Source organism: Bradyrhizobium sp. S3.3.6 (assembly GCF_040546905.1).
In the GTDB taxonomy this organism is placed as follows: Bacteria; Pseudomonadota; Alphaproteobacteria; order Rhizobiales; family Xanthobacteraceae; genus Bradyrhizobium; species Bradyrhizobium cytisi.
Map to the genome: position 1 here is coordinate 141780 of NZ_JBEPOT010000017.1, position 15212 is coordinate 156991.

Sequence of the window (15212 nt, forward strand, 5' to 3'; positions counted from 1 at the left end):
GGGTGAGGAGCGGTTACCCGCCCTTGACCGCACCTGCCGTGAGCCCGGCCACGATCTGCCGCTGGGCGAATACCGTGAGCAGCAGCACCGGGAGAGTGACGATCAGCGCAGCGGCGGCGAGCGGTCCCCAGCTCAGCTGGTCGAACGAGATCATGTTGTAGACGGCGACGGGCAGGGTGCGGGTCTCGCGTCCGGCCAGCACGATGCCGAACACAAAATTGTTCCAGGAGAAGATCACCGCGAGGATGAAGGCGACCGCGATGCCGGGCTTTGCAATCGGCAGCGCGACGTGGCGGAACACCTGCCAGCGCGTGGCGCCGTCGATCAGCGCGGCTTCCTCCAGCTCCAGCGGAGTCGTCTCGAAATAGCCGATCATGATCCAGATCACGATCGGTACCGTCACCACGAGATGAATGATGATCTGCGGCACCAGCGTGCCGAGCAGTCCCAGCCACTGGAACAGCAGGAACAGCGGGATGAGGTAGGACAGGCCGGGCGTGATGCGGGCGATCAGGATCACGATCGCGGATTTATGCGCGGCCATGCGCGCGATGCCGTAACCGGCGGGGACTCCGACGATCAGCGCGAGCGCCGTCGCGCTTCCAGTCACGATCAGGCTGTTGAAGAAATAGGTCACGAATCGATTGGAGGCGACCACGTCGGCATAGTTCTTCCAGGCGAAATGCTCGGGGACGAAGACCGGCGGGTAGGCGGCGTTGTCGACCTCGAATTTGAGCGAGAGCGACACCATCCAGAGGAAGAACAGGATTGCCGGCGACACGATGACCAGTACCGCGAACCACAGGCTGATCTTGCCGATGATTTGCCTTGGGTTGATCTGACCTGGGGTCATGCGTCGCTCGCGATCTCGGTCCACAGCATGCGCTGGCGCGCGTAGAGCATCACCGCCGCAAGCAGGACAATCAGCAGGAAAAACACGACCGCGATCGCCGAGCCGTAGCCGAGGTCGTAATAAGAGAAGGCAACGCTGTAGAGATAGATGTTGATCGTCTCCGAGGCCGAGCCCGGTCCGCCCTGCGTGATCGCGAAGATGATGTCAAAGCTCTTCACGGCGTCGATCATGCGGATCATGCCGGCGATGAACAGGAATGGCATGATCAGCGGCAGGGTGATGAAGCGGAACACCTGCCACAGGTTCGCGCCGTCGATCTGCGCGCTCTCGTAAGGCTCGGTCGGGATCGCGGCGAGGCCGCCGAGCACGATCAGCATCACCAGCGGCGTCCATTGCCAGGTCTCGACCAGCACCAGCGAGGGGATCACCGTTGCCGGGTGAAACACCCAGAGCTGCGGAGGGATGCCGACCAGCGACAGCAGATAGTTCAGCACGCCGAGCTGCGGGTGAAACATCATGGTCCAGACCAGTGCGATCGCCACGGGCGTTGCCATCATCGGCATGATGAAGACACCGCGCAGGAAGCCGCGTCCCGCGAATTTCTGGTGAAACACCACGGCCGCGAATGTGCCGAACACGAGCGGCAACACCACAGACAGCACGGTGTAGACCAGCGTATGTCCGATCGCCTCGATGAAGCGAGGATCGCTGGTCAGCCGCAGATAGTTGGAGAATCCGGCGAAGGTGGTCGGCGAACCGACCTTCCACTCGTTCAGGCTCATCCAGATGGTGAAGACCCACGGAAAGATGATGATGGCGAGCACGACGACCAGCGCCGGCACCACGAACGGCCAATAGGATGGCGGTCGCAATTCCTTCTCCGGCGCGGCAGCAGACTGTGCCGCGCCCGGAGTCGATTGTGTCAATACACTCACGCCTTTTCGCTACGCTCCAGGATCGGCCGGAACTGATCGTTTGCCTTCTTCAGCTCAGTCGCGGGATCGGCGCCGGACAGGGTCGCGGTGATCGCCGCGCCGACGATGTCGCGGAATTCGGCGACCGGGATCACGACGGGAAGACCAAGTTTGCTGATCTTGCCGGAATCGATCACCGACTGCAGCCATTCCTTGGGCATCTTCACGCCCTTCTGGACCTCGGCATCGCCAAGGATCGAGTTGCGGAACGGGACACCACCGCCGGCCTGGAGCAGCCGGGCGCCCTGCTGCTTCGAGACGATCCATTGGCAGAGCAGATAGGCCGCCTCCTTGTTCTTGCTCGCCGCGGCAATACCGACGCCGTCGCCGTAGGTGGCCGAATACTGCCCCTTCGGTCCGGCCGGGACCACGGTGTAGCCGACCTTGCCGACCACGCGTGAGGCGGCCGGATCTTCCAGCGGCGGCGCCCAGCCGACGCCGTCGATCCACATCGCCGAACGTCCTTGCGTGAACGACGCCATCGACTCCATCCAGTTGAAGCCGGCCACGCCAGGAGGGGCAACTTTCGTCAGCAGCGTCTGGTAGAGCTTGGTCGCTTCGATGGCTTCGGGGCCGTCCGTCAGGATGTTGCCCTTGGCATCGAGGAATTCGCCGCCGTAGTCGAGGAAGAAGTTGGTCCACAACGTCATGTTGGCATTACGCAAGCCTCGCCCGACGAAGCCGAAGGTGCCTTCCTTGGTGTCGGTGAGCTTCTCCGCGGCCGCAACCATCTCATCGAGGGTCTTGGGGACGGCAACACCTTTCTTCTGGAACAGCTCCTTGTTGTAGTAGAGGATGAAATAGTCGACCGACCAGGGCAGCGACAGCATCTGGCCCTTGTCGTTCTTGGCGTATTGCAGGCCGGCAGCCGAGAAATCGCTCTCGACCAGGTCGGGCGCGGTCAGCGTCGGATCCTTCATGAATGGCGTCATGTCGGCGAGCCAGCCAGCCTTCTCGAACTGCCTCTTCTGCACGTGATAGCTGATATGGACCACGTCGAAGCTCGGCCGGCCCGAGGTGAGCTCGATGACGCATTTCTGGCGCTGCTGCTGCTCGGGAATCTGCTCGGCCTCGACCTGGATACCGGTGAGCTCGGTGAATTCCTTGACGTATTTTTGTAAGTTATCGCCGCGCGGTCCCTTGGCGAGGATCACCTCCAGCTTGGTCCCGGCATATTTCTTCCAGTTCACCTCGGCGCGCGCCGGCAATCCCGTCAGGCTGAGCGCGCCAGCTGCGGCTGTGCCGGTCAAAAGCGTACGGCGCGAGATTTTGTGGTCAGCCACTTTAGTTCCTCCCTGTGACTCAATTTGGGGGGATACTAGCGACCGTTCCACGCCTGCCTAGCCCTAATTTGGGCGTTACGGTCGCACCGCTGGCGTTTCCATCGGCATTCCGTGCGCCCGCGACATCAGATAGAGCTCGAGCGCCACCAGTTCGGGCGCGCCGTAGTCATAAGCCTGGGCGCGGACACCGGTCATGCAGCTGCGCAGGCGCCGCTCCAGCGATCCCAGCGTCTGCCATTCCAGCCGATAGAGCGGATAGCCGGTCGGCTGCGCTTGCGTGATCGGCGAGCCCGCGAGGCGCTTCTCAAAGTTGTCGTCGTGGCAATTGGTGCAGGCCAGGTTGAGCTGACCCTCGCGCTGCATGAAGAGATTGCGGCCTTGTTCGACGAAAGGCTTGAGTTGTGGATCGTCGCCTGCGGTGATTGCGACGCCGCGCGATTGGTGGGCAACGAAGGCAGACAGCGCCAGGACGTCGCGGCTCTCGTAGGGCAGCGGTGCTGCCTGCTGATGATTGGCGCGGCAGAGGTTGATGCGCTGGTCGAGCGTGACGGGGCGCGCGAGCGCCTTGTCGAAGGCGGGATAGCGGGCCGCGATGCCCTTCATGCTGCTTCGCGCATCGCCATGGCAGTCCGCGCACGCCTTGTGCGCGCTGCCCGCCTTCTTCGTCCACAGCGCCTCGCCGTCGAGCACGAACAGCATGCCCGGATTGGAGCTGTCGTCATCCTGCATGGCGCGGGTATCGGGGCCCATGAAGGAATAGCCGGAGCGGCGCGCGTCGGGCGGGATTTCGCCGGCGAGCAGGACAGGAGCCGTGGCGGCCAGCGCCGCCAGCACTATCGCGCGCCAAAAATTCATTCGACCGTGATCGATGCCGATGCGGTGGACGAATAGCCGTTGTCGCCGATCCATTCGAACTCGAACTTGCCACTCTCCCTGGCGACCGTGAAGAAGGACAAATAGGGATTGGCGGCGATGGCCGGAAACAGATCGGCGCGGAAGATCTCGGTGCCGTTGTAGCGGCAGGTGAAGCTCGTGATGATGTCGCGCGGCACCAGCGCACCGTCCACGGTGTGGCGAAAGCCGGTTTCCATGATGTGCGAGGTCAGCGTGCGAATCTCGATGATGTCGCCGCGATTGGCCTTTGCGGGGACGTTGATGAGGGCGGCCATCAGTTCACCTCCTCGGTGCAGGCGGCCAGCGTCACGACAATATCCGCTGTGACCTGCCAGAAGCTGCCGTCGGAGAGGCGGGCGATCGCGACCACCTTCTGGGTGTCGGCGAGCCGGATCCGCGTCGAGATCTGGGCGCGGCCGGAAGAAGGGCTCAGATAGAAATGACCTATGTTCGGCTGCGGGTTCTTCTCGTTGAAGACGTGGATGCTCTTGACGTAGTCGTCTGCCGTCATCGGGCTCGCGACGCTGACCGTCATCGGCACCGTGTTGCCGTTCTCGACCAGAGGCGGAATGTCGAGCTTGACCTTGCCGGTGCGAATTGGCGCCTCGCCGACGATGTTGCGGATGGCCGTGTTGAGCATCGCGGGCGTTGCTTCGACCGGCCGTGATGTAACGATTGGAATGACCGTGACACTGCCAGCCAGGGTTAGAAATTGTCGTCGCGTCGTTGGCATGACCAGTCCTAGTTCCGAAGTGTTGCAAGATAAGCCACGATGTCCTCGATCTCCGCGGCCGACAGTATCGGTTTGCCGGTGAAATTGCGTCCGACGCGGACGAGGCCGTCGTTGCGGTAATAGGACGGCATGATGGTGTCCGGGTTGAAGCGCGAGGCGTCCACCATCCGAAGCCGCAACTGGCTCACAGTCCAGCGGTTCCCCGCGCCGGTGAGATCAGGCGCGAGGTCGCCCTGAAACCGCGTTTCCGGGAACGGGCCGGAATGGCAGAGGATACAGGTCGTCGTGCGTGCCAGCACCAGCGCGCGCCCGCGCGCGGGATCGCCAGGCGAGCCAGTGAGCGATTCCGCGATGCCGTCGCCGACAATCTTGTAGGGCGCGAGTCCCTCGGCGCTCGTGTTGGAGACGAGCGCGAGGCTGGCGATCAGGGCAACGATGTGGACCGTCGATCTAGCCAAAAGTGTCCGCCGTGATGGTTTGAAACCAGCGTTCCGCCCCGGCCGCCTCGCGGGCGCGCAGTTCACGCGGCGCATCGACCGGACTCGTCGCGCCGCCTTCGACCTCGGCAAAGATGTCGCCCCTCGGCTGGTAGTTGCCGGCGAGCGAGAAGCCGTAGCCGGGTGCGACGGTGTTGTAGCAGACGCCGGTCAGCCGTGGCGCCTCCGGCGTACGGCCGGCGAGCAGGTTGACGATGGCTGCAGCGCAGGCCTTGCCTTGTGCGTTTGCGGCCGATGCCGATTTGGGAATGCCGCCGCCGAGGCAGGCGTCGCCGATGACATGGACGTTTTTGACGAGCTTTGACTCGAAGGTCACAGGATCGATCGGGCACCAGCCGGTGGCGTCAGTTGCGCCCGCGATCTCGGCAATGTGCCCGGCGCGCTGCGGCGGGATGACGTTGGCGACGTCAGGCGTGTAGTTGCCGAACTCCGTGACGATGGTTTTGGTCGCGGGATCGACCGAGGTGACGCGGCCGCCTTGCGACAGGCCGATGCGCTCGATCGTCTCGCCGTAAAGCTCCTTCCATGCCTTCTCGAACAGCCGCTGCTGCGAGAAATCGTCCTTGGCATCGAGGATCAGCACTTTCGAGCGCGGCTTCCGCGTCTTCAAATAATGCGCGATCAGGCTGGCACGTTCGTAGGGCGCGGGCGGGCAGCGCGAGGGATTGGGGGGAACCGCGATGGCGACCGTGCCGCCGTCGTCCATCGCCTCCAGCTGCCTGCGAAGCAGCAGCGTCTGTGCGCCGGCCTTCCAGGCGTGCGGCATCTTTTCCGATGCGGCCTCGTCATAGCCGGGCAGGGCTTCGAAATGGAAGTCGATACCGGGCGAGAGCACGAGGCGGTCATAGGGCAGGGCGACGCCATCGGCCGTCAGGACGCTACGCAGCTGCGGCTCGATGGCGGTCACGGCCTGGCCGATCACGGTGACGCCATCGGCAGCTAGCCTGTCGTAGTCAAACTGCTGCGCTTCGATGTCGCGCAGGCCCGCGATCACCTCGTTGCTGAAGGGGCAGGAGGTGAAGACCGCATTGGGTTCGATCAGGATGACTTGCGAGTCGCCTTGCGCGCGCTTGAGCGCGCGGGCGCAGGCTGCTCCACCGAAGCCGCCGCCGACCACGACGACGCGGCCTGTCGATTGCGCGCGCAAGACCGATGGCCGCGCCAATGTCGCGGTTGCGGCGGTGATGCCGAGCACGGCAGTGCGCCGTGTCATCGGTCGCGTGGTCATGTGGATCATCCCGGCAAGTGCCGCGGCGGCCATAACGGCCGCCGCGGCTTCTCTTACGCGAAGCTGATGTTCTGGTCGCGCAGCGGCACCGAGCGGATACGCTTGCCGGTCGCCGCGAAGTAGGCGTTGAGCACCGCAGGCGCTGCAACACCGATGGTCGGCTCGCCGACACCGCCCCAGAATCCGCCGCTCGGCACCATCACCGATTCCACCTTCGGCATCTCGTTGATCCGCATCGAGTTGAAGGTGTCGAAGTTGGTTTGCTCGATGCGGCCGTCCTTGACGGTGCAGCCGCCGTAGAACAGCGCCGAGAGGCCATAAACGAAGGAGCCCGCGATCTGCCGCTCCACCTGCGCCGGATTGACGACGTAGCCGGGATCGGTGGAGGCGACGATGCGAAGCACCTTGATCTTGCTGCCGTCCGTCACCGAGATTTCGGCGGCGCCGGCGACATAGCTGCCATAGCCCATCACCTGCGCGATGCCGCGATAGACGCCCTGCGGTGCCGGCGTTGTCCAGCCGATCTTCTCGGCCACGGCATTGAGCACCGCCAGATGTTTGGGATTCTTGCCCATCAGCTTGCGGCGGAATTCGAGCGGGTCCTGGCCTGCGGCATGGGCCAGCTCGTCCATGAAGCATTCCATGTAGATCGCGTTGTGATTGACGTTCACGCCGCGCCAGAAGCCGGGCGGAACATGCGGGTTGCGCATCGCATGCTCGATCAGCAGGTTCGGCACCGAATAGCCGAACGCGGCCTCGCCGGATTGGGCGACGCCCTGGAAGGCGGCCGGATCCATGCCGTTCTGCAACGCTTCGGGGCGCAACGAGAACAGGATCGACTGCCCGGACAGGCGGTAGTGCAGCGCGACCAGATTGTTGTCGGCATCGAACGCGCCGGTCATCTTGCACTGGGTGATCGGATGATACCTTCCGTGCGTCATGTCCTCTTCGCGCGACCATAACAGCTTGATCGGCGTGCCCGGCATCTGCTTGGCGATCGCGACGGCCTGGCGGACATAGTCCGTCATGCCGCGCCGGCCGAAGCCGCCGCCGAGCATCACCTTGTGCACGTCGCACTTCTCCGCCGGCAGGCCCGAGGCCTCCAGCACTGCGGCGAAGGCCGCCTCGCCATTCTGCGTGCCGCACCAGACATCGCATTTGTCCGCGGTGTAGAGCGCGGTGGCGTTCATCGGCTCCATCGTGGCGTGGTTCTGGTAGGGATAGTTGTAGACGGCCTCGACCTTCTTCGCGGCGCCGGCAATTGCCGCCTTCACGTCACCGTTCTTGTTGCCGACATAGGCCGGCTGTGCGTCGTCGAGGCCCTCGGCCAGCCACTTCGCAATCGTCTCGCTCGAGACCTTTGCGTTGTCGCCCTCGTCCCAGACGATCGGTAGCGCTTCCAGCGCGGTCTTGGCGTGCCACCAGGTGTCGGCAACGACCGCGACCGCGGAATCGCCGACCTTGACGACCTTCTTGACGCCTTTCATGCCGTCGACCTTGGCTTCGTCGAAGCTCTTCACCTTGCCACCGAACACGGGGCAATCCTTGATCGCGGCGTTCAGCATGCCCGGCAGCTTGATGTCGATGCCGTAGACCATCGTGCCGGTGGTCTTGTCTGCGGTGTCGAGCCGCAGCAGGCCCTTGCCTACGATGGTCCAGTCCTTGGGATCCTTCAGCTTGACGTCGGCCGGAGGCGTCAGCTTCGCCGCGGCTTCGGCGACCTTGCCGTAGGTCGTCGTCTTGCCCGATGCCTTGTGCGTGATGACGCCCTTGGCGACGGTGCATTCGGCGGCCGGCACCTTCCACTCGTCGGCGGCGGCCTGGATCAGCATCACACGCGCGGTGGCGCCGCCCTTGCGGACATAGTCCTGCGAGCTCCGGATGCCGCGGCTGCCGCCGGTCGAGAAATCGCCCCAGACGCGCTTGCGGGCGACGCTCTGGCCGGGTGTCGGATATTCGGTCGTGACCTTCGACCAGTCGCATTCGAGCTCCTCGGCGACCAGCTGGGCGAGGCCGGTGAGCGAACCCTGGCCCATCTCGGAGCGGGCGATGCGGATCACCACGGTGTCGTCGGGCCTGACCACGACCCAGGCGTTGACCTCGGGCGAGCCGTCGGCTGCGCGGACCACGGCGGGACCGCCGAACGGGATATCAAGACCGATGGCGAGGCCCGTGCCGACAGCGGCGGTGCCGATGATGAAGGAGCGGCGGTTCATCTTGGGAGAAACATGCTTGTTCATGTGCCAGCTCCTCAGGCGCTTGCGATCGTGTGGATCGCTTCGCGCACCTGCTGGAAGGTGCCGCAGCGGCAGATATTGGTGATGGCCTCGTCGATGTCGGCGTCGGTCGGCTTCGGCTTCTCGTTCAGGAGCGCTGCCACAGCCATGATCATGCCGCTCTGGCAATAGCCGCACTGCGGAACGTCCTTGGCGATCCAGGCCTGCTGCACCTTGTGCAGCGTGCTGCCCGAGGCGAGCCCCTCGATCGTGGTGATTGCCTTGCCCTCGGCCTCGGCGACCGAGATCCCGCAAGAGCGGATGGCGACACCGTCCATGTGCACGGTGCAGGCGCCGCATTGTGCAATGCCGCAGCCATATTTGGTGCCGGTCAACCCGGCATTTTCGCGGATCGCCCAGAGCAGCGGGGTGTCCGGCTCGACGTCAAGCGTGAGGGTTTTTCCGTTGATTGTTAGGTTTGCCATCGCAAGTCCCCTGATTGGCCCATCCACCGATGGACTCAGGGACGCAATGTGTCCGGCAAGCTGGAACTGTTCAAATCAACAGTCTGAGGGGTGGCTGCCGAAGATTCTGGCTGTCGCGGGAAGATTATGGATCGGGCGGTGTTGCCTCCCTGCGCCAGCGGACATGGTTTGGGGCGACGCCGGGGCTTGAGGGACGAGCGACAGTTTGTCCCTTTTATCGGGTGCAAGACGGCAATGCTTTGCTACACTGCACCCGAAACAGAAGGAGTTCCCTGAACGTGCCGAGTCCCTGCAACGTGCTGATGCTCTATCCGCTGTTCTCGGCAGAGTCCTTCTGGAGCTTTGGCGAATCCTGCAAGGTGCTGGGCGTCAAGCGCCCAGCCGCCCCTCTGGGCCTGATCACCGTCGCGGCAATGTTGCCCGAAAGCTGGACGGTCCGGCTGATCGATTGCAATACGGCGCCCTTCGGCGACGAGGATCTTGCCTGGGCCGACGTCGTCTTCACCGGGGGAATGCTGCCGCAGCAGGCCGACACGCTGCGTTTGATCGAGCTCTGCCGCGCGGCGGGCAAGCCGGTGGTGGTCGGCGGCCCCGATCCCACCTCGAGCCCCCACATCTATGAGAGGGCCGACATCCGGGTGCTCGGCGAGGCCGAAAGCGTCATCGATGAGTTCATCGCGGCCTGGGAGGGTGGGGCGCGTTCCGGCACTTTCACCGCGCCGAAATTCCAGGCCGACGTCACCAAGACGCCGGTGCCGCGGTTCGACCTGCTTAAGTTCGAGGACTATCTCTATCTCGGTGTGCAGTATTCGCGCGGCTGTCCGTTCACCTGCGAGTTCTGCGACATCATCGAGCTCTACGGCCGCGTGCCGCGGACCAAGACGAACGAGCAGATCCTGGCCGAGCTCGAGACGCTCTACCGGATGGGCTACCGGGGACATCTCGACTTCGTCGATGACAATTTCATCGGCAACAAGAAGTCGCTGCGGCTGTTCTTGCCCCAACTGGCCGAATGGCAGCGCGCCCATGGCTACCCGTTCGAACTCTCCACGGAAGCCTCGGTCAACCTCGCCGACGATCAGGAGCTGCTCGATCTGATGGGGGCGGCCAATTTCTTCGGCATCTTCGTCGGCATCGAGAGTCCGGATCCCGCCACCTTGGTTGCGATGCGCAAGAAGCAGAACACGCGGCGCAACATCGCCGAGAGCATCCACAAGATCTACGCGGCCGGCATGCTCGTCACCGCGGGATTCATCGTCGGCTTCGACAACGAGAAGGTCTCGATGGCGGACGCGATGATCGATTTCATCGAGGAGGCCGCGATTCCCGTCAGCATGGTCGGCCTGCTCTATGCGTTGCCGAACACGCAGCTCACACGCCGGCTCGAGCGCGAGGGCCGGCTGCATCCGGGCCACGACGTGGCGCCGACCATCGGCGCCGATCAGTGCACGGCCGGGATCAACTTCGATCCAGTGCGGCCGTTGCGCGACATCCTGATGGACTACAAGAAGGTGCTGGAGCACATCTACAGCCCGGCCGCCTATGCAAGCCGTATTGATCGCCTGATGACGCTGCTCGACCGGTCAAGGCAGCGCTCCGAGCTGGCCGTGGGCGATATTCGCGCCAGGATCGGGGCGATGGAGACGGTGCACAAGGTAGTCACAGCCCTTCCCGAGGCGCGGGGGCCGCTTTGGCAGACCTTCATGAATTGCGCCAAGCGCGACACCTCATCGGCGCGGATCGCCGTGCAGATGATCGCGGCCTATGCGCATCTCGGGCCGTTCTCGCGCAAGGTCATCGATGCCATCGACGCGCGCCTCGCCGCGCTGGATGAGCAAATGCCGGCTCCGGTCGTTGCTGACGGCGAGACCGTGGCGCGAAATCTGGCCTGACATCCCTCCCAAATTCAGGGCCGCGATTGTGAGCCCCTCGCTTGACAGCGAGACAACCTGGAGGCGATCGTCCTCGGGTTAACACCGGGGCGCCATCGATTGCGGCGACGCCCGCCAATTTCCGAGCCTATCAGCCATATTGCGACGAGAATAGCTTTAGCGGAGTGCGGCATGTCCAGGAAGGTGATCGGCGGGGCGGTCGCGGCGATCGTCGTGATCTTTCTGCTCTTGAACTATCTGCCCTCGTTCGTCGCCGACTCCCTCTACAAGAATGTCGACGATATCACCGATGGGGAGATGCCCGCCACCATCACCTCCTTCGAATCGGGACCGGAGGTCGTCAGCACGATCAGCGGCAGCGGCGAGGGACTGAACTGCAGCCTTCCCGCGGTGACCAACATCTTCTTCGATGGAAGCAGGGACGACAAGGGCAGGCGCCACCTCGTCCTGCAGCGCTTCCGACAGGCCTGCGTCTTCCACGATCTCTGCTATCGCCACGGCCTCGCCACCTACGGCTATAACCAGAACGATTGCGATCGCATCCTGCAAAATGCGGCGTTCCGGCTCTGCACTTATATCCGCAATGGCAGCGGGACCGGAAGCGCGACGCGCTGCCAGACCGATTCGAAGATGGTCCTGGCAGGCGTCAGCATGGGCGGATACAACGCCTTTCGCGGCTGGGATCGATCGACCTATTTCGAGTTCGAATCCGATCCGTTCCGCTCTGACGGCTTCCAGGCCAGCCGTGTCGTGGATCATCCGTTCAAGGCTGTCGATCCCGCCAAATATCGCAACGAGCCGGATCAGGTCATCCTGTCCTTCGAGAACGTGCGATCAGACATCGCCGTCACCTGCATGACCTGCGGAAAGCTGCCTGTGTTCGAGTACACGCAGGATCCGAACGAGGTCGACGCCGAGCTGCGTTCGGTGGGCGTGACCAAGCTTCCGGAGGCGCTGCTCAAGCGCGAGCCGATACTGTCGGAAACCGTCCCGATCTGGCTGCCGCCGCGCCGCCATCATGCGGCACCGCATTTGCTGGTCGACAGCAGGGGCAAGGATCATCTGATCTGGATGAGCCGGAACAATTCGCAGGACACCATGTCCTGCATCGTTGGTGCCGACGCCGCGCGGCTTCTCACCAATACGCTGCCGCGGCGGGATCTGTGCTCAAAGGACGCCGAGTCGTTGCTGACCATGGTGGAGGTCGACATGTTCGCGACCTCTCCGCTGCCGATGGAAATTCCAGGCGCGCCGGAGCCCATCTACGCGACGGCCATCAGTCCGCAGAAGACGGTCGACAACGATCTCAGCTTCTGCTCGCGTTCGGCATCAAGGCCGGTCGAACAATCCGGCCATGACGACCGGTCCAGATGCATCCACTTCACCGGAGAAGCTGTCAACACGGGCGCGGCGCTCGGCGCGTTCCAGAATTTTCCGGTCATTCGTCCCGGACAGCAGATCGTCTTCGCGCGGGACGTCGACCAGCGGACGAGCTCGCCGCTGACGGCGATCTGGCAGCGCGCCTTCGGCGATACCTTTTCACCGGGTGGCGCGCTGCTCGTGATCGACGTCGCGCCGCCGGCCACGCCCAAGGGCCCCGCCGCGGCCAAGCTGAAGAAGATCGTCCGGTTCAATATCGACGATCGCTTCGACCCGATGATGCCGATCACGCGCAAGGTCGACGATCTGCGCTTCCTCAGCCTGGAGGCATCGAAGGAGACCGTGCGCCTCCGCATGATCGATTTCGCCAGGGACAACCCGGCTCTCGGCAACGTGCGATTGACGATGGGCAGCGGCGACGTGGAGCTGGATCGCTCCTGGGCCGCAAGACCCGTGATGGTGCTGGAGACCAGGGACGTTCAACCCAGGACCAGGCTGGTGTTTTCACGCGGTGAAATCGCGATCGATCCCGGCAGGCCGGTCTCGCCGGATGCGACGACGGAAGCACTGACATTGCAGACCCTGGTGTTCGAGCGCGACGCCGCGGCGCCTTCGGATGCGCCGTTCGTGAAATCGGCCGGCGCGGCTTGTAGGATCACCTATGAGTTCGCACCCGGTCATACCGACTGGCCATGCTATCGCGCGTTCGATCCCGATCGTTCGATGCGGGCCTCGCCGGCGGCACGGATGCAGGCGTCGCAGATGCTGGTCGGGCATTTCTCGCAAGGCGGCGGACACGGCATCGCGTTTCCCGATGCCTGCCTGAAATCGGAGCCGGTCGTTCTGACGCCGCAGGACGGCTCGTATAAGCCCCTGAGCGACACCGCGGGTTGGGACAATCCACCAAAGCTGCGGCGGACGATCACATGCGAGCCGCTCGACGCGGCAGCGATCGTGAGCCGGCCGATCGCGCAGAGGGCGCCGTGAGAGCCGGCCTACTTCACCGCCAACCGCAAAAAGCTCATCACGCTGCCGAGTGCGGCAAAGCCCGCGCCTAACGCCAGGGCCACGGTCGCGCCGTTGTGGCCGGCGAGCGCAAAGCACGCTGCGGCAAGCGCTGCGCCGGTCGTCTGCCCCGTCAGGCGCGCGGTGGCGACGATGCCCGAAGCGCTGCCGCCGCGGTGTGGCGGCGCGCTTCCCATGATCGCCTTCATGTTCGGCGCCTGGAAGAAGCCGAACCCCATGCCGCAGATCATGATCCGCCAGACGATATCGGGAATGCTCGGGCTCGCCGGAAGCAGCGCGAGCAGCGCCATGCCGAGGCCGAGCAGGACGAGGCCGATGCCGCCCAACAGGCCGACCGGATGGCGATCGGACAGGCGTCCCGCGATCGGCGCCATGATGCCGACCACCAGCGGCCACGGCGTCATGAAGAAACCGGTCTCGACCTGCGAGCGGCCGAGCACGTCCTCGAAATAGAACGGCAGCGAGACGAAGGCGAGGCCCTGCACCGCGAAGGAGCAGACGGCGGTCGCCGCCGACAGCGCGAACATCGGCCGGCTGAACAGGTCGATCGGCAGCATCGGCGCGGGATGGCCGGTGTGGCGGCGCGTCAGGATGAAGCCGAGCGCGAGCGCCGTGACCAGCTCGACTGCGACGATAGCAGGCGACAGATTATGCGCGGCGCTGCCGATGCCCGTGATGAACAGGCCGAGGCAGATGGCGGCGAGAAGCGCGCCGAGGAAATCAAAACCGTGATCGGCGCGCGGCGTCTTCGGCAGCATCGCAAAGCCGATGCCGGTTGCGACGAGGCCGAACGGGATGTTGACGGCGAACAGCCACGGCCATGGACCGACCGCGAGGATGGCGGAGGCGATCGAGGGGCCGAAGGTGAAGGCGGTGGCGACCACCAGCGCGTTGTGGCCGAAGCCGCGCCCCTGCATCCGGCCGGGATAGACGAAGCGCACCAGCGCGGTGTTGACGCTCATGATGCCGCTCGCACCCAGGCCCTGCAGGGTGCGCGCGACCAGCAAGCTGTCCAGCGACCAGGCGACGGCGCAGAACAGCGAGGCGATGGTGAACAGCACGAGGCCGCCGAGATAGATGCGCTGGTGCCCGACGATCTCGCCGAGCGCACCGAGCGGCAGCAGCGTCGCCACCAGCGCGATCTGGTAGACGTTGACCACCCAGACCGACTGCTCCGGGCTGACATGCAGATCCGCGGCAATGGCGGGCAGCGCGATGTTGGCGATCGCGGTGTCGAGCGAGGCCATCGCCAGCGCGGTGAAGATCGCGGCAATCGCCCAGCGGCGCTGCGCGGCCGGCAGGCCATCGGCAACGGGATGATCGGGCGCGCGCGCAGCGGCAGGTAACGTGATTGTCATTGCCTTGCGCGTTCTCCGACAGCGGGGCTCAAATGGTCTTTCCGGCATGTACTACGCCCGAGGCTGCTGCCACAGGCATATGCTTGCATGCATTGTATGCGCGAAGGTCGGGCGATGACCCTGCGCGAGCGCTTCCAGCTCAATCTGCGGCTGGAGGGGCGCGCGCTTTTTCTGCTTTTTCTTTCGCGTCCGAACCAAGAAGTTCGAAAACAACCCCATGCACAGTAGAAAGCCCCCTGAGCGACAAGGAGTTTTTGAGGCGGCGTCGCCGCGCCCCCTGTCGCTCCGGCGAAGTTGACACGTCGGGCAAAACACCGGCACGATGTCATCATGGCGGTCGATCGGGCCGCGTGCGCTTGGACGCGCATAGCGCTTCACGTTTCACGCGAAGAT

Annotated in this window: 13 protein-coding genes; 2 read left to right on the forward strand and 11 right to left on the reverse strand. The window is 64.3% G+C overall.

Going from position 1 to position 15212, the window contains the following annotated elements; all coding sequences use genetic code 11:
* Positions 1-13: 13 nt before the first annotated feature.
* From ABID59_RS34445 to ABID59_RS34490, 10 genes are all read right to left on the reverse strand, one after another.
* A complete protein-coding gene (locus ABID59_RS34445) occupies positions 14-853 on the reverse strand; it encodes a carbohydrate ABC transporter permease (RefSeq protein WP_502916847.1) in 840 nt (279 codons plus the stop codon).
* Entirely contained in the window at positions 850-1788 is a 939-nt protein-coding gene (locus tag ABID59_RS34450; RefSeq protein WP_354086312.1) for a carbohydrate ABC transporter permease, read from the reverse strand. Before ABID59_RS34450 ends, ABID59_RS34445 begins: the two co-directional genes overlap by 4 nt.
* Positions 1785-3110, reverse strand: coding sequence for an ABC transporter substrate-binding protein (locus ABID59_RS34455; RefSeq protein WP_354086313.1), 1326 nt, complete (start codon positions 3108-3110; stop codon positions 1785-1787). The genes ABID59_RS34450 and ABID59_RS34455 overlap by 4 nt, the downstream gene beginning before the upstream one ends.
* 75 nt (positions 3111-3185) lie before the next feature.
* Complete coding sequence (soxA, locus tag ABID59_RS34460; protein WP_354086314.1) at positions 3186-3965, reverse strand: sulfur oxidation c-type cytochrome SoxA; 780 nt, start codon at positions 3963-3965, stop codon at positions 3186-3188.
* Positions 3962-4279 carry a thiosulfate oxidation carrier complex protein SoxZ gene (gene soxZ / locus ABID59_RS34465; protein WP_354035880.1) on the reverse strand — a complete coding sequence of 106 codons (318 nt, stop codon included), beginning with the start codon at positions 4277-4279 and terminating at the stop codon, positions 3962-3964. Before soxZ ends, soxA begins: the two co-directional genes overlap by 4 nt.
* Positions 4279-4737 (reverse strand): SoxY-related AACIE arm protein, encoded by a 459-nt coding sequence (locus tag ABID59_RS34470; protein WP_354086315.1) that lies wholly within the window; start codon positions 4735-4737, stop codon positions 4279-4281. Before ABID59_RS34470 ends, soxZ begins: the two co-directional genes overlap by 1 nt.
* An 8-nt stretch (positions 4738-4745) precedes the next feature.
* Positions 4746-5195, reverse strand: coding sequence for a sulfur oxidation c-type cytochrome SoxX (gene soxX / locus ABID59_RS34475; RefSeq protein WP_148752410.1), 450 nt, complete (start codon positions 5193-5195; stop codon positions 4746-4748).
* On the reverse strand, positions 5188-6471 hold the full coding sequence (locus tag ABID59_RS34480) for an FCSD flavin-binding domain-containing protein (RefSeq protein WP_354086348.1): 1284 nt from the start codon (positions 6469-6471) through the stop codon (positions 5188-5190). The genes soxX and ABID59_RS34480 overlap by 8 nt, the downstream gene beginning before the upstream one ends.
* A gap of 44 nt (positions 6472-6515) precedes the next feature.
* On the reverse strand, positions 6516-8702 hold the full coding sequence (locus ABID59_RS34485) for a xanthine dehydrogenase family protein molybdopterin-binding subunit (RefSeq protein ID WP_148752406.1): 2187 nt from the start codon (positions 8700-8702) through the stop codon (positions 6516-6518).
* Between the two features lie 11 nt (positions 8703-8713).
* Positions 8714-9163 carry a (2Fe-2S)-binding protein gene (locus ABID59_RS34490; RefSeq protein ID WP_354086316.1) on the reverse strand — a complete coding sequence of 150 codons (450 nt, stop codon included), beginning with the start codon at positions 9161-9163 and terminating at the stop codon, positions 8714-8716.
* Positions 9164-9435: 272 nt separating this feature from the next.
* On the opposite strand from ABID59_RS34490, the gene ABID59_RS34495 reads away from it, so the two are divergent.
* Together ABID59_RS34495 and ABID59_RS34500 are read left to right on the forward strand one after the other, a co-directional pair.
* On the forward strand, positions 9436-11055 hold the full coding sequence (locus tag ABID59_RS34495; RefSeq protein WP_354086349.1) for a B12-binding domain-containing radical SAM protein: 1620 nt from the start codon (positions 9436-9438) through the stop codon (positions 11053-11055).
* Between the two features lie 171 nt (positions 11056-11226).
* Entirely contained in the window at positions 11227-13422 is a 2196-nt protein-coding gene (locus tag ABID59_RS34500; RefSeq protein WP_354086317.1) for a hypothetical protein, read from the forward strand.
* 8 nt (positions 13423-13430) lie between these two features.
* Here ABID59_RS34500 and ABID59_RS34505 read toward each other — a convergent pair whose 3' ends face one another.
* Positions 13431-14819 (reverse strand): MFS transporter, encoded by a 1389-nt coding sequence (locus ABID59_RS34505; protein ID WP_354086318.1) that lies wholly within the window; start codon positions 14817-14819, stop codon positions 13431-13433.
* Between the last annotated feature and the right edge of the window lie 393 nt (positions 14820-15212).